This window comes from Pseudomonas mendocina, assembly GCA_037482215.1.
Taxonomy (GTDB): domain Bacteria; phylum Pseudomonadota; class Gammaproteobacteria; order Pseudomonadales; family Pseudomonadaceae; genus Aquipseudomonas; species Aquipseudomonas mendocina_E.
In genome coordinates, this window is sequence record CP148074.1 from 1154710 (window position 1) to 1178136 (window position 23427).

A 23427-nucleotide genomic window follows, 5' to 3' on the forward strand; every position below is an offset into this window, starting at 1 on the left:
TGGCCGAGAAGTTTAAGGATAAAACCATGAGCCAAATCCACCACGAATGCGAACTGGAACGCCATATCGTCGAGCAGCTTGAAGCTGCCGGGTGGCTGGTTGGCAAGTCCGCCGACTATGACCAGGGGCGCGCACTGTTCCCCGAGGATGTGCTGGGTTGGTTGGAGGACAGTCAATCAGCGGCTATGGACAAGCTCCGCGCCATGAACGGTACCGGTACACGTGATGTGGTGCTGGATCGGCTGGTCAAACAGCTGGAGAACAAGGTCGATGGCGGCACGGTGAATGTGCTGCGTTATGGCTGTGCCGTGGCGGGAGGTGGCACCCTCGCCATGAGCCAGGCACTGCCCGAAGACGAGCGCAATGACACGGTGATCGCCCGCTATGCGGTCAACCGCCTGCGTGTGGTGCCGCAGCTGCGTTACTCGCTGGACAAGGCGGATGAGATCGACCTGGCCTTTTTTATCAACGGCATCCCGGTGGCTACGGTGGAGCTGAAGACCGACTTCACCCAGTCGGTGCAGGCTGCCATGCAGCAGTACCGCATGGATCGCAAGCCCGAGCGCAAGAACGGCGGCCTGGAGCCGCTGCTGAGCTTCAAGCGCGGCGCGGTGGTGCACTTCGCCATGAGCGACAGCGACATCCGCATGACTACCAAGCTGGCAGGGGATTCGACCTTCTTCCTGCCCTTCAACCGGGGCAACGATGGCGCCGCCGGCAATCCGCCGGGCGAGAAAGGTCAGTATCCGGTGAGCTACTTGTGGGAGCGGGTGCTGCATAAGGACAACTGGCTGCACATCTTCCATCGTTTCGTGCTGCAGGAGCGTAAGGAAGCCCAGGACGTCAACGGCAAGACCTATTTCAAGGAAGGCCTGATCTTCCCGCGTTTCCATCAGTGGGAAGGCGTGACCAAGATGATCGACGCGGTGCGGGTTGAGGGGGCAGGGCAACCGTACCTGATCCAGCACAGTGCCGGCTCGGGCAAGACCAATACCATTGCCTGGACTGCGCATTCGCTGATCCGTGTGCGCCGTCCTGATGGCGAACCGTACTTTCACAGCGTGATAGTGGTGACCGACCGCCAGGTGCTGGACCAACAGCTGCAGGATGCTATCCAGCAGATCGAGCACCAGGCCGGCGTGGTCTGCGCCATCGACCGTCAGCAGTCGAGCCTGCCGAAGAGCCAGCAGCTTGCTAAGGCCATGCTTGATGGCGTGCCGATCATCGTCTGTACCCTGCAGACCTTCCCATATGCGCAGAAGGCCATTCTCGGCGAGCAGAGCCTGCGCAACCGCCGCTTCGCCATCATCATCGACGAGGCGCACAGCTCGACCGGAGGCAGTACGGCGGATGACCTGCGCTATGTGCTGACCGGGCAGAGCGAGGCGGAGTGGGAAACGCTTTCCAAGGAGGAGCGGCTGTCCGTCTGGCAGAGCTCGCGTTCGCGGCCGGGCAATGCCAGCTACTTCGCCTTCACCGCCACGCCCAAGCATTCGACGCTGAGTCTGTTCGGACGCCCGCGCAACCCGGCGCAGCCCGTGAGCACCGACAACCCCCCGGCACCGTTCCATCTCTACACCATGCAGCAGGCTATCGACGAGGGCTTCATCCTCGATGTGCTGAAGAACTACACCAGCTACGAGGTGGCGTTCAAAATCGGCAGCGAGATGGTCGATGACAAGCGCGTGGATGAGAAGAGCGCCGGGCGCAAGCTGGCCAAGTGGCTGTCGCTTAACCCGGTGAACGTGGGGCAGAAGGTAGAGCTGATCGTTGAACACTTCCGCAAGAACGTCGCACACCTGCTAGGTGGTCAGGCCAAGGCCATGGTGGTGACCAGCTCGCGTGCGGCAGCGGTGAAGTACCACCTGGCGCTAGAGGATTACTGCAAGCGTAAGGGCTACGACAACGTGCAGGCGATGGTGGCCTTCTCCGGTGAGGTACCTAACACGGATGTGCAGGAGCCCAGTCTGCCCAAGGATCACCAGTTCAGTGAAACCAACCTGAACACCGGCCTGCATGGCCGTGACATGCGCAAGGTGTTCGATACCCCGGACTACCGGGTGATGATCGTTGCCAATAAATACCAGACCGGCTTCGATCAGCCGAAGCTGGTGGCCATGTACCTGGACAAAAAAATATCCGGCGTGGAGGCGGTGCAGACGCTGTCGCGCTTGAACCGTACCTTCCCCGGTAAGGACAAGACTTTCGTTATCGACTTCGCCAACAAGGCCGAAGAGATCCTCGCATCGTTCAAGACCTTCTACCGCGATGCCCAGGTGGCGGATATCCAGGATCCGAACATCGTCTACGACATCAAGCAGCGCCTGGATGGGATGTTCATCTACGAGCAGGCTGAGGTCGAGGCATTCGGCGATGCCATCGTCGATCCTAAGGTGACGCACCAGAAACTGTTCTCGCTGACGCAATCTGCTACGGACCGTTTCAACGGCAAGCTGAAGACACTCAACGACGCTATCGATCAGTGGGAAAAGGACTGGGAGAAGGCTGATGAGGAGGGCAACGAGCAGGCCAAGCAATACGCCGATATGCAGCGGGCGGAGTACTGCAAGGCGCGCGACGAGCTGATGATCTTCAGCGAGAGCCTGACCAAGTTTGTGCGCAGCTACGAGTACATCGCTCAGCTCATCGACTTCGCCGACCCAAGCCTAGAGGCCTTCGCCAGCTATGCCCGCCTGCTGCGTAAGCGGCTCAAGGGCATCACGGCGGAGCAGGTGGATCTGGGCGACCTCAAGCTCAGCCACTACAAGATCAAGAAAGGCGACAACCTCAGCGGCGTAGGCGTGCAGGCGGAAACACCTGGCCTCTACGGCATGACCGACAACGGCTTGCGCGACGCCCGCGACCGCGAGAAGAAGTACCTTACCGAACTGATCGAGAAGCTCAACAACGCCTTCGGTAAGGACATCACCGATACCGATCAGGTGGCGTTTGCTGTGCACGTTTCCGAGAAGCTACGCGCCGACAGCGTGGTGATGGCCCAGGTGCAGAACAACACCATGGAGCAGGCCATGAAGGCCGACCTGCCCACGAAAGCCATCTCCGCCATCGCCGCCGCCATGAACAGCCACACCAGCATGGCGACCAAGCTGCTCAGTGACGAGTCGACGCGCGATGTGTTTCTGACGGTGGTGTATGAGCTGCTGAAGAAGGATGCGGGGGCGGATTTGCTCGGCTCTACCAGGCCAAGTGCTTAAGAGACGTTGTTGTCGGTAAAGCGGCTAGGGAGTCAAAAGGAGTTTGCAATGGACGTGACTGCACCTGTTACCAGTGCTGCGAAGGCATGGTTGAGTGAGTTTCTGTTTAACCGTGAGATGTTCAAGGGGCCTGACGGTACACCTCTTTATAGTTATCACGTTACAGAGGACGAGTTCCGGTCGCTTGTTGAGCTACTTCGTTCCTACTTCAAGCGTGGTGCTGTGGCAAACAGTTCCGCTCATCTGGCGGCATGTTTTTGTCTATTCGTGAGCGAGCAGTATCGGCGCGCCTATAACAGCTCTTGGTCATGGTCAGGACCTGAGTCTTTGCTGGAGGCATCCTTGTCTCCGCAGCAGCATGCCAGCCTAACGGCCACTGGGTTGGCCTATTGGAAACGGCCGATTCGACTCCGGGAGAATGGGCGCGACTGGCTTGGCTCGCTATTCGCTGAGGGCGGGCTTCCGTGGCCATTGGTTCAAAGTGAGTCACACGGGTTCGGGCGCGCTGTGCGCAGGGGTATTAAGCATTTCTACCGAACTGAAGGTAACCGCAGGACAACCGCGGACCTAATGGCGGACTTCGAAAATGACCTACCGCTCATTTTTCGCAACCTCGAAACGCGTCGGCTTTTAGCGGGCATCGTTGATCAGCTCATGTATCTGGTTGAGCATCACCCACTCAAGGATCAACAGGATCCAGTCAGTTATCTGGATCAGGCAGCCCCAGGATGGACAGATGCCTTCCCAATTCCATTAGATGAAAGCAATGCACGCACGCTGCTCAATGACTGGCTCCGCGACGCCGGGCAGAAGCGCAAGGAGCGTCAAGAGTCCTTGGAGAGGGCGAGGGCCTTCACTTGCGAACATTTTCTGCATGGCACATTGCCGCAATGGTTGATACGCACCGAATTGATCCTGCCTCATGAGGCAGAGTTTGCGGTTGATTCGACAAGTCTGAGTAGTACCCGACTTGAGCTGGCCTACTACGAGGGCGAAAGGCTCCTAGCTAGAGGGCCCGCCGTTTACGGACAGCTTACTGAAAAAGGTATCAAGGCGCGCTTCTCCAATCCTCAAGTCACGCTCGAACGTCGCAAACCTGGCGAGCCGGTGAGTCTTCGCTTGTTGGACAACGGGCGTGTGGTGCATTGCCAATACTTCGATGGCAGCGCCCTCGATTATCACGATGTACCTTTGATTTTCGAGAGTCGCTCCGAGCGCTGGCAACTGGTTGCTGTGTCTAGTTGCTCGCTGTCATCTGGACTGGTTCGACTTCGAGTTCCCAAGGGCTTTTCGACCAGTTGCGAAGGTGACGCTGCAAAGCCTTTGGCCGAGGACCAAGAAAATGGCCTCTGGATGGATGCAAACTCCAACTTCACGCTGGTAAAGGGGGAGGATAGCTATCTAGTCGCGCTTAATCAGGCGGACAGCGATGACTCTAAACCAACTCTCTCGGGTGTGTTTGCACTTTACGAAAGCACCCCCTCGATGGTCTTCCTGGGGTGGCCCAACCTTGAGTTGCCTGAAGGTTACCCTTATTCCAGAGATGACTTGTTCGAGTTCGTCAATGGCAAGCTTCTTGACCGACGACTTATCGGCCAATACGGCTCGGTGCGTTACACCCTGCGCACTCGATCGGGAAAGACACTCATGCAGCGCCGTTTCGGCGTGCTGCCTAGAGATTTTGGTCTTTCGCTGTTCCCCGAAGTACGCGAACAGCCTGCACGTATCGAGATCAAAGGGGCTGCGCAGCTTGATCCGCATATTGTCAGCAATGCCTTGGTAGTGGAGCAGTCAGAAAATTCGCTGTATCTGCGCCATCGAGGAGACGTACCGCCTTCGACCTTTATGATCGAAGTAGGTCAAGGATTGCCCACGCTGCAGTTGCACTTGCCCTATCCCTACCAGGGGGCCCGCCTGCTGGACCAATTCGGCAATCCGTCGCGAGCCAGAGAGTTGTTACTGGTTGATCTGATGGGGTATCGCATCTCACTGACCTCAGGGTTAACCCAAGGACAGACCTTCCACATGCAGTTGGAACTGGTGAGCGCGGAGCAGCAGCCGCATCCGCAACGCACGTACAGCATTCGGGTAGGTTCGGCACCTGTGATGCTCAACCTGTTCAGCTACCTAGCTGACATGCAGAACATGCTTGGAGCAGTAGATGAGCAGGATGCCTATATCAGGCTTTCTGTTGAGGCCGAAAAACCACTGCTTAAATTCGATATTCGCCGATATGGTGGCCAGCTTGAGTGGGAAGGTCGCTATGCCTTCCATATAGGCGGCGTCTCCAATAAAGCTGTACTGGATGGTGTGAAGGCAGAGGCTATGCTCCTGTCCGATCCCAAGCGAGCCCCTTTGCAGTTGATCGAGAAGACCAGTGAATCAGTTGGTACTGGTAGCTTCGAGATACCACAGGCTATGCAGTCTCGTGGGCCGTGGCTGATCTACCCTGCAGACAACTCAGGCATTCGTTTTCGTCCAGCGCTGTATTTGCTGCCTGAAAACAGTCTGGATACCGCAGGAGAGGTTATTTCACTACACCGGGCCGCTGAGCTGTTTCACCCTTGGCGCAATCCGTATGTCATCGAGCAGCAGGTTGCTGCTATGGCGGACGATTTTAACCACAGTGGCTGGCAGTACTTAGCCGACTTGAAGCAGAACTACCATCACCTGCCGCTATCATCGTTCGAGACCTGGAAGGCTCTATCGCGCAACCAAGAGGCATTGAGCTTCGCAGTTTTCCGTCTTGAGATGGATGAATCTTTCTGCCTTCGCATCCGTGACGAGCTCGCAGTTATTTGGGAAACCATCCCGCTTCCTCTATGGGTACGGGCGCATCGGCTTTTCCACAACGCTATGCGCTTGACTGGGCTTCCCGAGGTTCTGGTCAACAATCTTGTATCGAATCGTGCCAGTGTACTGCGCTTCATCGTTTCCGGATTTGAATATCTTGGGGATTACCTGAGCACCGGTAGCCGAAGCTCATTGATAAAACTGCCACCAGAAAATGTTCTGCCGATCTGGTATCAGGAGCTGCGCCGATTTCATGAAGCTAACCGGAATTGGCCAACTCTTTTGGGTCGCGAGCTTTCCAACTGGATTGACGGGCAGAAACTGCCGCCTTTGGTAAAGGCTCTTTCATTGGCTGAGTTCACTGATGCGGTCACCTATCTGCCCATATTCATGGCCTATGTCACAGCCGGTCGGGCAAGAATTACTGACCTGCCGGCGACACCAGCCTATCTGAAATTTGCGATACGATTGATTTCCGACTTCGACCGTCAGGGATGGTTCGTGCCTGCACACGCCCTGATGGTGTCTTATTTGCTCGCCTCGCAGGACGAGGCATAAGGAGTGGCGATGCGATTTTTCAGGGACCTAATCGAGCAAAGCCTTGAGCGTACCCGTGAGGCAACGCTCGGCGTCTTGGGCATCAATCATCCGGGTTTGCGTCGTCACCTGAGCGAAAGCATGGTGAACACATTGGGCGCCGAGGGCTGCTTCCTTGCGCCGCCAGTTTTCGAGCACACCTTTGGCTGGCGTGAAGCTGAACTGCGCCTGCAGGATCTGCCGTCGGTGGGCTTGCTATCGCCCAGCCTGCTTGACACGTTGGCCAGTGCACCAGCCTACCGCTTTCCGAAAACAGCCCACCCCTATGTTCATCAGTTGCAGGCCTGGCGCATCCTGCTCGACGAACAGCCCCGCTCAGCGGTCATCACCACCGGAACTGGTTCGGGCAAAACCGAATGCTTCATGGTGCCGATCCTCGAGGATCTGATCCGCGAGCATGAGCGTAGCAAGACTGCGTTGGTCGGTGTCCGTGCCCTTTTTCTCTACCCGCTTAATGCCCTGATCAACTCGCAGCAGGAGCGCCTCGACGCCTGGACCCGCAGGTACGGCAGCGACATTCGCTTCTGCCTGTACAACGGCAAGACTGAAGAACGCGCCGACAAGGTTCGCAAGGAACAGCAGCAGAAGCCCAACCAGATCCTGTCGCGGGAACTGTTGCGCAAGGAACCGGCACCGATCCTGATGACCAACGCCACCATGCTGGAGTACATGCTGGTGCGTCAGGTCGACAACCCGATCCTGGAGATTTCCAGGCAGCAGAAATCGTTGCGCTGGATCGTCCTCGATGAGGCACACACCTATGTGGGCTCCCAGGCGGCGGAAATGTCTCTGTTGCTGCGCAGGGTGGTCCAGGCCTTCGGCAGGCAGTCCGAGCAGATTCGCTTCATCGCCACCTCGGCCACCATCGCCGGAGCCGATGCGCAGGAGCGACTGAAACGCTATCTGGCCGACCTGGCGGGCGTTCCGCTCGACCAGGTCGAAGTGATTGGCGGCTCGCGCGTTTGGCCCGATCTGGCATTCGACTCTGCAGGCAACGATATCGGCCTGCAGGCCATCCGGGATATCGAACCGGAAACGGCAGTATCCGCCGCACGCTTCAAGGCCCTGTGCGACAGCACCATCGCCAGGAGCCTGCGCCATGCGGTGGTCAGCTCCGACAAGCCCCTCGACCTGCATGACCTGATTGGTACAGTTTCCGAGCAGTTGCAGGGAGGCAGCTCCCTCGAACAGCAGCAGAAGGTGCTCGACTGGCTCGACACCATAACCGGCACGCATCCGGCCGAAGGCCAGCCGCCGTTCCTCAAACTCCGCATCCACCTGTTCCAGCGCATGCTGCATGGCCTCTGGGCCTGCGTAGACCCGCAGTGCAGTGCCAAATCAGCTCATCTGCAGGACTGGCCCTTCGGTAACGTCTATGTGACCCAGCGTGCGCGCTGCGAGTGCCATGCCCCGGTGTACGAACTGGGCTTCTGTGACGATTGCAAGACGCCGCACCTGCTAGCAGAAGATCGCAATGGCGAACTGCACCAGCCCAGCCCTTACGCCGGCGATGAGTTCGCGCTCAATCACGAAGGCGGTGGCGAGGATGCGGCAGCCGAACTGTTGAAGGCGAATGCCGCCAGTGATCGCCTGATCATTGCCGGATCGCCTGCGGCGCATGAGCCTTACGTCTCAATCACTCTGGATCTTGAGAGCCAAAAGCTAGGTGCAGTCAATGCCGCCCGCAATATCAATCTCTGTCTAGTTAAAGAAGGAAAAGAGGGTACAGACAAAAAAGAAAAAGACTTCGCCTGCTGCAGCCACTGTGAGCACTCGACTTGGGGGTCGAGCGACTTCCTGCGAAAAGCCTACCTCGGTGCACCGTTCTACATTGCCAACGCCGTGCCGACCGTCTTGGAATTCTGTCCCGATCCTGACAAGGCGGATTGCGAAGGCCGCTCTCCCGAAGAGCTGCCGGGGCGCGGGCGCAAGCTGATCACCTTCACCGACAGCCGCCAGGGCACCGCGCGCATGGCGGTGAGGATGCAGCAGGAAGCGGAGCGCTCACGGCTACGCGGGCTGGTATTTGAAAAACTGAGGAATGCGCAGGCCAAGGCCGATGCTGCACCCAAGGACACCCCCAGCGGAAATCCTGCCGAGCTTCTTGCCCAGGCAGAAAACCTGGAAAAAATAGGCATGGCTGGCATGGCGGCAGAACTGCGAAAGCAAGCTGAACTTTTGCATAGCGGCGCAGCGCCTGCCAATCAGACCGAGACCATTCCTTGGCCGCAGATGGCCGACACCATCGCGGCAGCCAGGGATATCGACAAGTTCATCCTGCGCTACAACCGCTATGCCAATCCGGCGCTGTTCGATGGCAGTGAAGGCGGTCTGACCATGGCGCGCCTGCTGCTGGCCCGCGAGTTCTCCCGGCGTCCCAAGAACCAGAACAGCACGGAAACGCTGGGACTGATCAAGGTCGGCTACCAGGGGCTGGAGAAGGTGACGACATCTCCACCTCTGTGGGTCGATACCCGCGCCATTCCCGCAATGGGCGCTGCAGATGATTCCAGAACTGCTCTGACGCTGGATGACTGGCGCGACTTTCTCAAGGTGGCACTCGACTTTTATATACGGGAGAACACCTTCATCCTAATGGAAAACAAGATGCGCCGCTGGATGGGCAGCCGCTTCAGTCCAAAGTCGCTTTTCTCGCCCAAGAGCGACGTGCAGGAAAGCAGCACTATCCGAAAGTGGCCGCAGATCAAGCCGGGCACACCCCACCGTCTGATCAAGCTGCTCGAGCTGGCAACCGGCATGAATCGCACCATGAATGCGGATGCCGACAAGATCAACAGCTGGCTCGAAGCGGCGTGGCTGGCGTTGATCAATGCCGGCATTCTGGAGTCCTCCGATACCGGACATCGTTTGCGCCTGGAGAGCCTCACATTCTCGTTGCCTAACGAGGGCTGGGTTTGCCCCTTGACCCGGCGCATCTTCGATACCACCTTCCGTGGTCTGACCCCCTATCTGCCACAAAAGCTGCTGAGCCAGGACTACCGCTGCCAGAAGATACAGCTTCCCGCCTTGAGCAGCCTGATGCCGGATGGCTCCCCGGTAGCCAAGCAGGTGCAGATCCGTCAGCTGGCCGCAAAAGATCCTGTCATTACCCAGCTGCGCCAGGAAAGCTTGTGGACGGATATCAGCGACCGAACGGTCGAGGGCGGTTTTTACTACCGAACCGCAGAGCACTCGGCGCAGCAGTCGGCAAAACGGCTGGATGACTATGTCGAGGAATTCAAGCGCGGCGATATAAATGTGCTGAACTGCTCCACCACTATGGAGATGGGCGTGGATATCGGCGGTATCTCTGCTGTGGTGATGAACAACCTGCCGCCACATCCGGCCAACTATCTTCAGCGCGCCGGTCGAGCCGGGAGACGCAGTGAGGCTCGGGCCATCGCCTATACGCTGTGCAAGGCTGATCCGCATAACCAGCGTGCCTTCACCAATCCCAAATGGCCGTTCGTGACTGCCATTCCGGCACCAAGCATCACCCTCAGCTCCGCGCGGATCGTACAGCGGCATGTCAACTCGCTGCTGCTGGCTCTATTCCTGCGCATGCACAGCAGCAATGATGGCGACCGTACCAAGCTGACCCTGCACAGGTTCTTCGCCTCGGACGAATCACCTGCTCAGCAGTTCGTAGCCTGGCTCACGGCAAGTCCGGATGATTATGAGGGCGCCGTTAAGCAGCTGGTGCGCGGCACCTGCCTGGAAGGTCGCTCGCTTAGCTCAATAACCGGTGAAACCCGGCTGGCATTGCGCGACCTCGAGGAGCGTTGGCTTGGTGAGTACCGCAATATCAACCACAAGCTCCAGACCGGCAGCGACGGGCCATACAAGAAGGCCCTGATGCTGGAAAAGCAGCGCCATGAAAATGAGTACCTGCTCCGCTATCTGGCGTCGTCCGCATTCCTACCGGGCTATGGCTTCCCGACTGACGTGGTGAGCCTCAAGACATACAACGTCGAGGATTTCCTGCATCAGCAGCGGAAAAGCGATGCTAGTCGCGAGGATAGCATCTTCGACAATAAGGAAATGCCCTCGCGCAGCCTGAACATCGCCATTCGCGAATATGCCCCCGGCGCTCAGGTGGTGATAGATGGTCGCGTCTACCGCTCTGCCGGTGTCAGTCTGCAGTGGCATGCCGACGGCCAAGTTAACGAAGCACAGAAATTCGACATTGCCTGGCGCTGCCCGGAATGCGGCAACACGGGGGTGATCGAAAACGCCTATGCCAATAACGAAGGACTGTGCTGCTCGCATTGCACAACACCGATTCCACCCAGCGAGCGCCGCATGGTGTTACGTCCGGGCGGCTTTGTGAGCGATTTCTACGAGGAAACCACCAACGATGTCACTTCGCAGAAGTACATCCGCGTTGAGCGACCGCGCATCCAGCTGTACGGCGAAAGCATTGCCTTACCTGATCAGCGCTGTGGCTTCGTGCGCTTCGGTCATGACGGCAGCGTATTCCATCATTCGTCCGGCGAACATGAAATGGGTTATGCCGTATGCATGACCTGTGGCCGCGCGGAATCCATGCTTGCCTCGGGCGAAGTGCCCAGAGATCTGCAACCCGATAAAGCTCACCGCCCGGTTGGCGGGCTGGCCGGCAGCCGCAAGGAGCATGACTGTTCTGGGGAGGCGGTCAAGGCTAGTCTGCACCTGGGCTACCAGATCCGTACCGATGTGTTGGAGCTCACCCTTAGGAATCCCCTTACGGGGGAATGGCTTCCTGACAATCCCGAGGGCCGGCTGATTGCAACAACGCTCGGCGTTGCCATGCGGGACGTGATCGCCGACCGACTCGGTATTGCCAGCAGTGAAATGGGCTTCAGCCATCGCCTCGATCGCGACCGTGACACACGGCAAGGCCGCTCTGTCATCCAGCTGTTCGATGAAGTCAGCGGGGGGGCGGGTTTCGTGCTGGCTGGCCTGAGCGATATCGCATTGCTGCTGGGTAAGGCTCTGGATCGGCTGCAATGTCCGGCCAACTGCGAGAATGTCTGCTCGCAATGCTTGGCCAGTCAGGATAGCCGTGTCGAGCGTGAAGAGCTGGATCGCAAGTTGGCGCTGCGTTGGCTGAGCGAATGCCGACTGGTTGAGCATCTGAGGCTGCCCGATGTATTTGCTGGCCTGCATGGCGCGCGCTATTGCTCAGTTGGTCCGCTACGCGAACTGAGTGCCGCCATCAACTCGCTGGATCGCCGCGATCAGACTACATCGATTCTGCTGTGCCTCCACGGCGACCCTAGGGATTGGGATCTTGACCATCCCCGGTTCCGGGAACAGGTGTTGACCTGGGCCATTTCCGAACGAATCAAGGTTCGTCTCGGCATTGCTGAACCAGCGCTGTTGAACTCGGAGCAAAAGGAAACCCTGGCACTGCTTGCCCGTCTGGGCGTTGAGCTAGTCGAGTGGCAAACCGGAGCGTTGCAAGCCCCGTATATGGTTGCCCAACTGTCATCCCAGGCTGGTGCCCGGAGCCTATACAGCAACATGAACAACGTCGCGGTGCCCGGATCTGATTGGCTACAAGGACATACCGATGTGGTTTGGGCATCCAGCAAATTGATGCCAGCTGTTATGGGTAACTCCATAGACAGTGCAGCCTGGCACCAACCGCCGCAGGGGGCGCGTATCGTTGAAATTTCTTCGCAGCTTGACGGGCCTGTTAACACCCTAACAAACCGCCTCAAAGCGATGATCGATGCTCAGATGCCGGAGTTGGCAGCTTTGATCCGCAATGATCGGGCAATTTCGGTCAGCTACTCAGATCGCTACCTGAAATCACCCTTGTCGGTGATGTTCCTTACAGGTTTCCTGGAGCTGTTTCAAAATGATGAGCTTCAGTCTTTATCGATACAGACGCTAGCGCCGAGTGGTAACCAACCAAGCTATCTGCTCAGTCATGATTGGATGCGGAGGGATGACCAGGTCACGATTCTCAGGCTCTGGCTGATGGAGCAATTTGATATTGAGCCGGACATTACTGTAATGAATAACCCTCGAGATTTGTTGCACAGCCGGGTTATTACAACCAGATGGGCATCAGGTAGCACCAGTAAGATCCTATTGGATCAAGGTATGGGCTACTGGCGCGGAAGGATGCCATACAGGGATCAGATGAACTTTGACTTCAATGCTTCACCCCATGATCAGAAAGAGCTTTTGTGCGATAGATATGGATACGTTCAAATGCAACAGGGTGGGGAGTGGCCGACCTATGTCAGTTGCGTTATTGATTGACTTGCCTCCGCTTCTGCTAAGCGTCAAGTATCAATGAAAAGAAAAAGTGGGAGCCCGTGCAGACAGTCTTTCGACTACCCACGCTGGCTCTCCGTTCAAGGGTTCATTTTTACTTTCTGCTTCCGGTAGATCCAGCACGCCAACACCACGGCAATCAGCAATGGTGGAAAGCGCACCATCAGAATCACCAACAGTAATATTGCCAGACAACCGGCCAAGATCCCGGCAAACATGAATGCCGAGGCAACAGTCCGTAACAGCAGTTTCATTGGCATCTCCTTACAGGTAGCCGCGCTCAGGTGTCTGAACACTTCCTTAGGTGAAGTCAGTTCACGGCCTTTGCGCAGACGCAGGCTGGCCAGTTGCTTGGCCATCTGCAGGATGTCGTTTTCCGTCACCGGCGAATCGACCAGGTAGGTGCCGGTCGTGTCACTGGCTTTCAGCTTGTGCAGGCGCATGGCGGCCTCCTTGGTCTGTGGGTGGGGTTTGACGAGCAGCCTGTGCATCGAGCTTTTCAGCCAGGCTGGGTTTGGTGGGGTGGAGTGAAGCGGTGGGCGCTGCTGCAGGTGCTTCGCCCTCCGAGTAGAACTCTTCGACGATGGTGCTGGCATCCTCCTCGCTGTCTTCGAACGCACCGTTGCCAAAGCCACGCCGTGCTGCCTCATCCAAAGCGGCTTGATCGAAGCCTGCAGCCTGACGCCGTGAGTCGAGTTCACTGGCAGTTACTAATGCCTCCGCCATGTCCATACCGCCGCGTACCGTCAGGTCGGTGTAAAAGATCGGCGTGCCATGGCTCTGGCGTGTCGACTTACCACGCAGACGCAGTTCCAGCGGCAGGCAGGCCAGGCGGTTGCCTGAAATGGCCTGGAAGTAATGCAGACGAGCGGCCAGGGTGCGGATGCTGTTGAAGCCGGTGGTGCGGAACACGAAGCTGCCCAGCGGATCCTCATCGCCAATCACCACATTCAGTCGGCCGTAGGGCTTGCAAGCGCCTCCCTTGGCCAGCGGACAGGCATCCGGCGAAGGGCAGGGCAACGACTGCATACCATCCTGAGTGACCCGCTTGCAGGTCTCGCCATTGCCGACGCAGACGGGGCGTCCGGATTGTCGGTCGAACAGCGTGTAGTCGGCTCGGAAATTCAGCTCCGGCTCGTTGAACAGCAGGCGTACCGGAATGCTGCGCAGCTTGTCGTCCTTGCCCTGACGCAGTTCGTCATTGAGCGGGTGCAGCAGCCAGCCATCCTTGCCTTGCACCTGGGACGTGATAGTGAACTGGTCATCTTTCTCCGGCAGGCGCTTGCCGTTCTTCTCGATGACCTTGCCGATGGAAATCCGCCCGAGTACCGGTGGAGTGATAGCCAGACCTTTGAGCATGGAGAGTCTCCTGGAAATGAAAAAAGGCCAGCCACGCAGCGCGAACTGCATGGACTGGCCAAGGGGAGGGAAGGGATGTAGTAGTTGGGTTTCAGCCGACCAGGAAGCGCCGTGCACCCGTTTTCAGCAGTGGGTACTTGGCCTGCAGGTGCGGCTTTTCTTTGAGCAGTTGCGCGACGTCGAAGCCGACACTGTCTTTGGCCTTGCGCCAGGTGATGTAACCGTTGGAGAACTCCGCCCGGCTGGCATCGCCCATGGCCTGCTGCAGCATCTGCTTTAGCTCAGCCTCGCGTTTTTCCTTGTCGGCAATCGACTGACGAACAGCCTTCAGCTCGACGTAAGCCGCGCTGAGCCCGGCATGCTGGCTGAAGTCGACGATCTGACCGTTGTCCTCCGGGTAGAGGCAGCGCAGTGCTGACTCTGCCGAAGCGGTGCCATCAGCCGGTGGCGGCGTATCAGTCTCCACGTAGTGCCAGAACTGGCGCTCCAGCTCGATCAGGCTAGCGATCATCTGCTCATCCCGCTCGATACGGTGGATCTCCAGCGTCTGACCACCCAGCAGTACCGCCACATCCGCCGCCTGCTTGCCGGTGACGGCGAGCTGGTGCATTACCTGCAGCTGTACATACTCCGGCACGCCCTCTTTCCAGAGGCGTGCCCCGTTTATGCCGGCTGTCTTGCATTCAAGGATCTGCACATCGTCGGCCCCGATCACCTCGCGGTCGATGTTGGCCAGCATCCAGGGCAACTCCGGATCAGGATGCTGCAGCACGGCGTTGATGCGCCGTACCTTGTTCTTAGTGCGCTTGCTGTAGTGCCAGGCCACGATGGGCTCCAACACGTTGCCCCAGTACATCGGGCTTTCCTCATCCTGAGGATCAGCCTTGGGCATGCCAGCATCGCGCCCGGTCTTTTCCAGCCACAGCTCCAGCTGCGACTTATAGGGGTTCAGACCGACCGCCGCCGCAGCGTCCGAACTACCGATGCCTTGCTTGCGGATCTGCAGCCAGTCCTCGCGGGGTAGCTCCTTGGTGCTAACCAGGCGCAGAGCGGGACGGATTTTGCTGGTGCTGCGATTCAATGAAGTGGCTTTCATAGTGTTCACCTTGCAGAAATAGAAACGCCCGACCTGCAACGAAGCGGGTCGGGCGTTATGGGGTGGGTAAAAGGTCAGGCGACCAGTTGCAGGGCTGTATCCAGGGCGCGCTGCTTGATCTGGGCACCTTGCCCGAACCATGCGGAGTCGAGGCGGTACTCCGTGCTGCGTGCCCGGCGCTCGTGATCGACGTACTCGGTCACGGCATTGAGCAGGCCCCAGGCAGTGCCGCGTGCTGAGTCGAGCTGGCTGCCCCGGCCACGGCCTTCGTACAGCTCCTGCACTTTGCGCAGAGCGCGCTCGTTCGGCAGCTGTTCAGGAAGCGGACCGGTCGGGCTGGTCTCACACATCACGTTCATAAAGAAGCCCAGTGCCTCATGCCACTGCACCTTGCGTTCCGCCAGGTGGCGCATGCGGTACATGAAGTCGTCCCATTGCGAGACGGCTATGCCGAGCTGCTTCTTCACCAGATCGCCGTCGAAGCGGGTGCTGTGCGGCACCTTGATCGCACGGCTGGTGCCGTCCAGGGCGATGGTGAGGGTGTTATTGCAGACCACGCGAATGGTGGTGGGCGTTGCCGTGGTGGCCAGAGTGCCGTCGCAGGAAGTGGCCAACAGCAGGTAGCCATTCACCTGGTCGTTACCCTTGAGTGCAGCGCCCTGCCCGGTTCGCGCCAGCGCCCAGAACTTGCGCCCGCCCTTGAGCACGCCAGCGGTTTCCAGCTCGTAGCCGGAGACCTCGGTCAGGTCGCGGTAAAACTCCAGGACATCCTTTGGCTGCACGGTGTGATATCGCTGCGAGACCACCGAAAGCGGTGCCTTGGTGTCCGAACGGTAGAGCACCTTCTGTTCTGGGAATGAGTGGATCGCGCCCAGGTGGCCGATGGCGTCCGATTTGAAATGCACGGGGCTTTCTAGAATCTGCCAGTCCATGCCGGCTTCGCGTTGCCAGACTTCGATGGGTTGTTTCTGCGGCAGGTTGTTGCCCAAGCCGTGCCACGGAGTGGCGCCAACGTAGGCCATTTGTTCGATTTGATGAGCCATGACGAATTTCCTTTGGGTGCAGGCCGGCATAAAGCGCCGCGCATGGCGCAGCACCGGCAATCAGTGATGGGTAAGAAAGAAGAGAACGGTGGCCTGATCAGGCCGGCAGGTTGAAGCGGTGACCGCAGAGCAGGCAGAGGTTGTGGGCCAGTACATGGCGGTCGAGCGACTCGCCGAGCTGAGCGCCCAGCGCACAGCCGCCTACACCTCCGGCCAGACCACCGAGAATGGCACCGGATACCGAGCCTAGAGTGATACCGACAGGGCCGGCGATAACGCCGAGTGCTGCACCGGCCTTGCCGCCTGCCAGAGCAGCGCTAACGCCACGTGCGAGGCCACCGACCGCGCCGATAGCAGCGCCGGCTTTCATGGCGTGATGGAAAGAAGCGACTTTGGGAGAGTGACAGCGAGGGCACTGCAATGACATGGGGAGATCCTCCTTGTTGGCTATGTCATTGCGGTAATGTGTGGCTGAGATTTTTTTGAATCGAATGGCTGCTTCGCAGCAGTGCTAACTAGGTGCGAGCGGGCTGGAGTCGGCCAGAAGCGGACATTCACAGTGACTGAGGAATGAGGGGCGGGTCACTTTTGCTCGGATAACCTAACGCCCGCAACAGCGGAATATTTGGAGTGGATTGTTTTGCGGTAGCGTAGCGTTAAACCGCAAAACAAGGAACGGAAAATATTTCTGACTGCTTGCGCTTGTTAAATGCCATATTCGCGCTCAACCTTGGATATTCTTACTCTAAAATCAGAATACCACTCTCTACGACCTTTCTCCTGTGCCTCCCGATGCTCAACATTAGCCTTCCATGCTGTGATTGACTCGATATCGGCCCAGTACGAAACGGTTATATCGACCTCTTCTCTTGCGGACTCAATGCCGAGAAACCCAGGCTGTGAAGAAGCCAGCTCAACCATCCTATCTGCCATTAATCCGTGTCCTTTATCACCGACAGTACGGTGTGAGGTAAACCGTGGGCGTATTTACCGTAGATGTCCATGCGTTCGCTTTGGCGATAGGGACCGTGTGGGCCGCCCATGTCTGGCCCTTCATCCCACTCCAGACCTAACTAGCGCAGGCTGTCAAATATTGCCTGTTCCGATTCTGGCGTGCTGCGGGTCTGATCGGTGTCTTCGATGCGCAGTAAAAACTGGCCGCCGTGCTGGCGCGCGAAGCACAGGTTAAACAGTGCAATGTAAGCGGTGCCGACGTGTGGATCGCCGGTGGGAGAGTGAGCAATGCGGGTGCGAACAGTCATCGAGAAAAGGCGGGCATTATACGGCTTTAGCGGCCGGGTTTGGAGTGAGTCCCGCGCAAGGTGGCGAGAAAGTAAATTGCCCTGTTTAGCACTGGCTTGATGCAGATCAATACATTAGTACTTGCTAATTTATTTATTTCTAATATACTAAAAATGTCGATTTACGCTGAGGTAGTGCATTGATGATTACAAGTGAAAGTCTGGCCGCTATGCGTGAGCACGCTCGCGCTGCGGCGGCGCTGATGAAGTCGCTGTCGAACGAAAATCGTTTGATGATTTTGTGCACGCTGGTCGGTGGCGAAATGTCGGTGAGCGAACTCAATGAGCGGGTGCCGCTGAGTCAGTCGGCTCTGTCTCAGCACCTGGCCAGTTTGCGCGAGTCTGAATTGGTCGAGACGCGCAAAGAAGCGCAAACGGTGTATTACCGTCTGAAGGGTGATGCCGCGACCAAAATTATTACGGTGTTGCAATCCATTTATTGTCCCACCGAGGAGAGGTAAGTATGAAACGTATTCATCCGAGAGATTTGTTAACCAATGCCTCTGCCGAGCTGTGCGTGTTAGATGTGCGCACCGCACCCGAAGTCGCGGCGGCGGGCTTGCCCGGAGCGCTGCATATTCCACTACACGAGTTGACGCCGGAGCGTTTGCGCAGCGAGCTCGAAAAATCGGGCAAGCAGGGTTCTTGTGTTTATCTGTTATGCCAGGGCGGTAAGCGGGCGGAACAGGCGGCGCAGCAATTGACAGGCAAAGTTGATCTGGAACTGTGCGTGATTGAAGGCGGCATGAACGAAGTGCAAAAGTGCAATATCGCCGTGACGCAGAGCGCGACAACAAAGCCAATGTCACTTGAACAGCAGGTGCGTATTGTGGCGGGAACACTGGTTTTAGTGGGTGTCGTGTTAGGAACCTGGGTTCACGCCGGCTTTTACGGACTCTCGGCATTTGTCGGCGCGGGGCTGATTTTTGCGGGCGTAACCAATGCCTGCCTGATGGGCAAATTGCTGGCCCGCGCGCCCTGGAATAAATAAGCAGCGAGTCGAGTCATGATGACCTTGATCCTGATCGGGCTGGTGATTGGTTTGGTGCTGGGTTTGACCGGCGCAGGCGGATCGGTTTTTGCGGTGCCTTTGTTGATGTTCGCCGGTTTGCCTATGACCGAAGCGGTGGGCCTGTCATTAGGCACGGTCGCCGCCAGTACCTTATATGGCAGCCTGCGGGGCGGGTTTCAGCAGCATCCGATTTTATGGAAGCCCGGCGTCATTCTGGCCACGGTGGGTGCGCTCACCGCACCTTTCGGAAAATGGCTGGGATTGCGGATTGATGAACAGCTGCTCGTAGTGGGTTTCAGTGTGCTGGCGCTAATTATTGCGCTGCGTATGTGGTACAGCGCGGTGCGTGATCCTGAAGCGGCGACCATCGTTCGCGCCGGTGATTTTTCGCACACCGAGCGGCCGGGGCTGCTGTGTAACCTGAGTCAGAGTGGACAGTTTGAATTACGGCCGCGATGCGTCAGTGGATTGTTGATCGGCGGTGTGGTGGTCGGTTTGTTGTCCGGTTTATTCGGTGTCGGTGGTGGCTTTCTGATCGTGCCACTGTTATTGGCGTTAAGCCCTATCAGTATGGCGCAGGCGGTTAACACATCGCTGATGGTTATCGCGCTGGTCAGTAGCTCGGGGTTTATTAGTCACCTGCTGTTGAGCGAGCAAAATAATGTTTCGCTGCTGGCGCTGGTGGTATTTGGCGGGGTGATTGGAATGTGGTCAGGGCAGAAGGTCAGTCACCGAATCGCTAACGCACTGCTGCAAAAATTATTTGCCCTGACGCTGTTAATGATTGCGCTGTTAACGTTGATACAAAAGCTGGCGCCAGTGATGTTTACACCCAGCTGAAGACTAAACCCTGTTATTGATATTGCATGAGGTGACTTATGATTTTTCGCCAACTGTTTGAACGAGAATCCAGCACTTACACTTACCTCATTGGTTGCCGCGAAACCGGCGAGGCAGCACTGATTGATACCGTCAAAGAAGAGGTGCCCAAATATCTGCAGTTGCTGGACGAGCTGAATCTTCGACTGGTTTATGTTCTGGATACGCACACGCACGCCGATCACGTAACCGGTGCCGGTGATTTGCGCGATGCTACCGGGTGTATCACCTTGCTGGGTGAAAAAGCGCAATCCAGCTGCGTATCTGAATTGCTGAGCGATGGTGATGAAGTAACGATTGGCAAGCTCACGCTGCAAGCGATGTTTACACCGGGTCATACCGACGATTCTTACACCTTTGTGTTGCGTCATCAGGGACAAACTTACGCATTTACTGGCGATACCTTGCTGATTCGCGGCACCGGTCGCACGGATTTTCAAAACGGCAGCGCGGTAGATCAATACCACAGCTTATTTGCCAAACTGCTGCAACTGCCCGGCGATACCTTGGTGTATCCCGCCCATGACTATAAGGGCTGGACCATGAGTACGATTGATGAAGAAAAGGCGCACAACCCGCGCCTGCAAGTGAAGGATGTGCAGGCCTACGTGGAGTTGATGAGCAATCTGAATCTACCGAATCCCAAAATGATGGATGTCGCCGTACCCGCTAATCGCGCCTGTGGGCAGCCGGAGCAACAAACGCTGACGCAGCCTGCTGATCGCAGTCAGGGAGGGTGAGAGAAATTCTCTCACCTTTTTACGCCTCTAATTTACTTCTTGTAAAACAGGGCGCTGCAACCCGGCTTTTGACAGTGCGCAGTTGCGGAGCGATAGCGAAGCCAATGCCCGAAAACTGCAAAAAATTGAGCCGGTCATGTATTGAGCGGACTGCATTACAGTAGACTCAAGAAGCTGCTCATTTGCTTTCCATGTCTGGCGTGATAGTGCGGCAAGCTTCCGCGCATTGTTGAATGTTGAACCGAAAGCAAAACATGCCGACGCAACAAAACCAGCGCAGCAAGATAAAATGGTGAGTAATATTGTGGTGGTCATACCGTTCCAATTTAACGCCGCGCTCTGCGGCAATTTTGGAGCGCAGCGGAAAAATTGTCCGACAGCAGCGCCTTGTTATACGCATTCCTACTCAAGACACGACTTCCATCATTTCTTGATAGTGCTTTTCGTCCAGTTCATTTATCCAGTCAAAAATATCTGAAATGACTGAAACGCCTTCACCAATCAGGTTTTCAACAAAGTCTTCATTGGTTTCAATAAGGTCATTATGTGAATATTCATTGATGAACTTTCTAATCTTTTCCTTCCCTTCGTCTTCAGGGTTCTGACTTGCTGAAACGGCCGTATTAAACAAGTTGGCGAAATTGCCCCGGTTCTTTGGAAATTTGAATGACAAGAAGGATTCAAGTAGTTTTCGGGATAAATTGGCGGCAAGAAAATGATCGTCCGTTTCAAGCGTCTGTTGATTTTTTAACGAATTCAGCCGTGAAAATATGTAATGATATTCTGAATTATATAAGGTTAATGCTGGTTCGGCGTTTGTATAAGTTGAAGTTCGTGGCACTCCGTTGTTTGCCTTAACAACGTAGAAATTTGCGATATTCTGATTGTCACGTTTATTCTTCCGTGAAATCCAATCACGAACCAACTTGAAGAACGTGAAGTTGTGGGTAAGAACAAACAGTTGCTTTGCTTTTTCACAGTTCACCTTCATAAATGAGTAAGCGTGGAAAAGGTGATTGGAGTCAAAACTTGAAATGGGGTCATCTACAACAACAATAGTATCTTCAATGTTGTTGTCATTTTCTTTCAACTTGGTTATGAAGTAGACGAAAGCAATAGCTGTCTTTTCACCTTCACTTAAATTACCGTCAACCTGTTCCGAATCGTTCCGAAGTATTTCATACCCTTTTTTAACCGGATTGAATCGAAGGGTCAATTCACTGCGCCCAAGAAACTTATGAAGTGATTCATTAAACTGGTCAGCGCCCAGGCCTTCATTTGATAGTGAATCTTCAAGCGTTCGGATTTCTGTGTTTCTAGTGTTAATTGTTGTTTTTAGCGTTTCATTTGCGGCAGTGCGATCAACGACTTCTTTTTTCTTCTCGTGATACCCGAATGATTTCACTTCAGTAGTTGCGTAGTGAAGTTCAAGTCGCTTTTTAGCTTTATCAGTTTCTTCTTTGAAATTTCCTGACTTATGGTTGTGCTTATCAACAGCCGCGCCAATATAGGTCATTGCATCGTTAAACGCCTTAACGGATGATTCACTGATAACTTCTACCGTTAGACCAGTTTCAAGCGGATTGGCAGTCTTTTCCTTTAGCGCAGTGTGCCACACTGCTATTTCTCCGTTTAAGGCTGTGATAGCTTTTTCTAATGCTGTACAGGCTTCACCGTACCCGCTTTTGAATTCGTCGTAAAAATCACTTGTAGCGGGTAATGTTGGGGGCTGAATATATTGACCAGCAAGCCAGCCATCAGCACCTTCAAGCCGGGCTTGAAAGGCTTTGTAATCGTCATTAAAGTGGGCTTCAAGTTGTTTGGTGCGTTCTTCCGTGATGGTGTTTCCACAGTATTCGCACTGGTTTGTATCGTGACGCTTATGAAGATCAAGACCAGTTTCAACCCAAGACTTTATATCGCCATGTTCAACAAGCCGCTGGATTGTTTGACTAACCACGCTGGTTTTTAAAAGATCATCAAGACGTTCTTTTGCTTTGGTGAAGATTTCTTGATTAATGGTCTGTTGATTAAAGGTGATCGAGGACTTTTGATCAGGCTTCGCGGCATTGGTTAATTCAACAATTTGTTGGTCATCAAGAAGCGAGTCGTCCGACTTGCTTTCTTCAAGGTGGTCTTCTATGAATTTTCCAAATTTACGCTTATCGTAGTTAAGGTAGTAACTGTCTGTAGTGTCAATGGATTGAAGACTTGTCTTCATATGTCGCGCGCTATCGGTTTCAAATTTTGAAACAGCGCTATCAAGTTTCTTTATTGCTTCAGCTTCTATGCCGTGTGATTTGCTATCGACTTCCTGTTCTTTTTTTAACCGTTCTAGTTTTTCACGTTCTTCAATCTTCTCTTTATCAACAAGCAATATACTTTTTACAGTGCTGTTCCATGAAATGTTTTCATCAATAAAGTCATGGTTAAAGGTGTATATGTTTAGCTCAGAATTCGCCACGTTCGCTTGTGTGATAGGCGTGCCGCTGTCTACGCTTACCGAGAATTCCGAAGAAGGAAATTTACTTGACGTGACTTTATTCTCGATACACCGAAACAAACCCGAAAGCGTAGATTTTCCGCTTCCATTCCACCCATAGAACAAATTGTATTTTCCGAAATCTTTAGCATTGCTGTTCGTATGATCTTGGAAGATACCGAATTGCTTTAATTTTTGTATACTTTTTATTGACATGACACCCCTGACCTAAAATTCTCTCCGGACTAAATTTGCGTATAACGTTTGGTTAAGGGGCGGGCTTTAGCCCGTCCCAGTGAGCGAAGCGAGTGATTTGAACCAATTGTTAGATTGCATTTGCACCGTTCCCGAAAAGAAGATAACCGCCAATTGCTATAGACACAATTATAAGAAGTTCGAGCGCTGCCCTAATGCGTGCCCGTGATATTTTTTTCGAATCTGTGGGTATAAGATTTGCGTTGGAGCTATGTGTAAAAAGAGCGATTGTTATACCTAGCGGAGAAAGCAGTAAGGGGTACCAGCTTTTTAAAATAACAGCAAGCATGATACTGCCCCAAAATGCCACCTCGAAAGATATGGCAACTAGCGCATGACTCCAACCCGACACATAGCTTTTTTCCCCACAGCTTGAACATTTAGC

General features: G+C 55.4%; 14 protein-coding genes and 2 pseudogenes. 7 read left to right on the plus strand and 9 right to left on the minus strand.

All coding sequences use genetic code 11. The features are described 5' to 3' along the window. Positions 1 to 26 precede the first annotated feature (26 nt). Genes WG219_05205 through WG219_05215 form a run of 3 tightly spaced genes read left to right on the plus strand, consistent with a single transcriptional unit; the run spans position 27 to position 12860 of the window. Entirely contained in the window at positions 27 to 3215 is a 3189-nt protein-coding gene (locus WG219_05205) for a type I restriction endonuclease (GenBank protein WXL26877.1), read from the plus strand. 48 nt (positions 3216 to 3263) lie between these two features. Beyond that, a complete protein-coding gene (locus tag WG219_05210; GenBank protein ID WXL26878.1) occupies positions 3264 to 6566 on the plus strand; it encodes an STY4851/ECs_5259 family protein in 3303 nt (1100 codons plus the stop codon). A 9-nt stretch (positions 6567 to 6575) separates the two neighbouring features. After that, positions 6576 to 12860, plus strand: a complete 6285-nt coding sequence (locus WG219_05215) for a DEAD/DEAH box helicase (GenBank protein ID WXL26879.1) — start codon at positions 6576 to 6578, stop codon at positions 12858 to 12860. A 296-nt stretch (positions 12861 to 13156) separates the two neighbouring features. Here the strand turns inward: WG219_05215 and WG219_05220 are convergent. The 7 genes and pseudogenes from WG219_05220 to WG219_05250 form a co-directional block, all read right to left on the minus strand. Then, positions 13157 to 13318, minus strand: a pseudogene (locus WG219_05220) (DNA repair protein RadC). After that, positions 13290 to 14234 carry a hydrolase or metal-binding protein gene (locus tag WG219_05225; protein ID WXL26880.1) on the minus strand — a complete coding sequence of 315 codons (945 nt, stop codon included), beginning with the start codon at positions 14232 to 14234 and terminating at the stop codon, positions 13290 to 13292. The pseudogene WG219_05220 and the gene WG219_05225 overlap by 29 nt, the downstream one beginning before the upstream one ends. Positions 14235 to 14325: 91 nt before the next feature. Next, positions 14326 to 15330, minus strand: coding sequence for a YqaJ viral recombinase family protein (locus WG219_05230; GenBank protein WXL26881.1), 1005 nt, complete (start codon positions 15328 to 15330; stop codon positions 14326 to 14328). Between the two features lie 74 nt (positions 15331 to 15404). After that, complete coding sequence (locus tag WG219_05235; GenBank protein ID WXL26882.1) at positions 15405 to 16373, minus strand: DUF932 domain-containing protein; 969 nt, start codon at positions 16371 to 16373, stop codon at positions 15405 to 15407. Positions 16374 to 16470: 97 nt separating this feature from the next. Then, entirely contained in the window at positions 16471 to 16800 is a 330-nt protein-coding gene (locus WG219_05240) for a hypothetical protein (protein ID WXL26883.1), read from the minus strand. A 278-nt stretch (positions 16801 to 17078) separates the two neighbouring features. Further along, the gene (locus WG219_05245) at positions 17079 to 17306 is read right to left on the minus strand and encodes an antibiotic biosynthesis monooxygenase (GenBank protein ID WXL26884.1); all 228 of its coding nucleotides are present in this window, start codon (positions 17304 to 17306) and stop codon (positions 17079 to 17081) included. 47 nt (positions 17307 to 17353) lie between these two features. After that, positions 17354 to 17635, minus strand: a pseudogene (locus WG219_05250) (glutamate--tRNA ligase family protein). A 182-nt stretch (positions 17636 to 17817) separates the two neighbouring features. Between WG219_05250 and WG219_05255 the strand changes: the two are divergent. The 4 genes from WG219_05255 (at position 17818) to WG219_05270 (ending at position 20305) form a co-directional block, all read left to right on the plus strand. After that, entirely contained in the window at positions 17818 to 18135 is a 318-nt protein-coding gene (locus tag WG219_05255; protein ID WXL26885.1) for a metalloregulator ArsR/SmtB family transcription factor, read from the plus strand. A 2-nt stretch (positions 18136 to 18137) separates the two neighbouring features. Next, positions 18138 to 18665: a rhodanese-like domain-containing protein gene (locus WG219_05260; protein WXL26886.1), complete on the plus strand. Its 528-nt coding sequence runs from the start codon at positions 18138 to 18140 to the stop codon at positions 18663 to 18665. A gap of 63 nt (positions 18666 to 18728) precedes the next feature. Next, positions 18729 to 19526: a sulfite exporter TauE/SafE family protein gene (locus WG219_05265; protein WXL26887.1), complete on the plus strand. Its 798-nt coding sequence runs from the start codon at positions 18729 to 18731 to the stop codon at positions 19524 to 19526. Between the two features lie 38 nt (positions 19527 to 19564). Continuing rightward, on the plus strand, positions 19565 to 20305 hold the full coding sequence (locus WG219_05270) for an MBL fold metallo-hydrolase (GenBank protein ID WXL26888.1): 741 nt from the start codon (positions 19565 to 19567) through the stop codon (positions 20303 to 20305). A gap of 27 nt (positions 20306 to 20332) precedes the next feature. Here the strand turns inward: WG219_05270 and WG219_05275 are convergent, their stop codons facing one another. Continuing rightward, positions 20333 to 20620, minus strand: a complete 288-nt coding sequence (locus WG219_05275; protein WXL26889.1) for a hypothetical protein — start codon at positions 20618 to 20620, stop codon at positions 20333 to 20335. Positions 20621 to 20711: 91 nt separating this feature from the next. Continuing rightward, on the minus strand, positions 20712 to 23003 hold the full coding sequence (locus tag WG219_05280; GenBank protein WXL26890.1) for an AAA family ATPase: 2292 nt from the start codon (positions 23001 to 23003) through the stop codon (positions 20712 to 20714). Positions 23004 to 23427 lie beyond the last annotated feature (424 nt).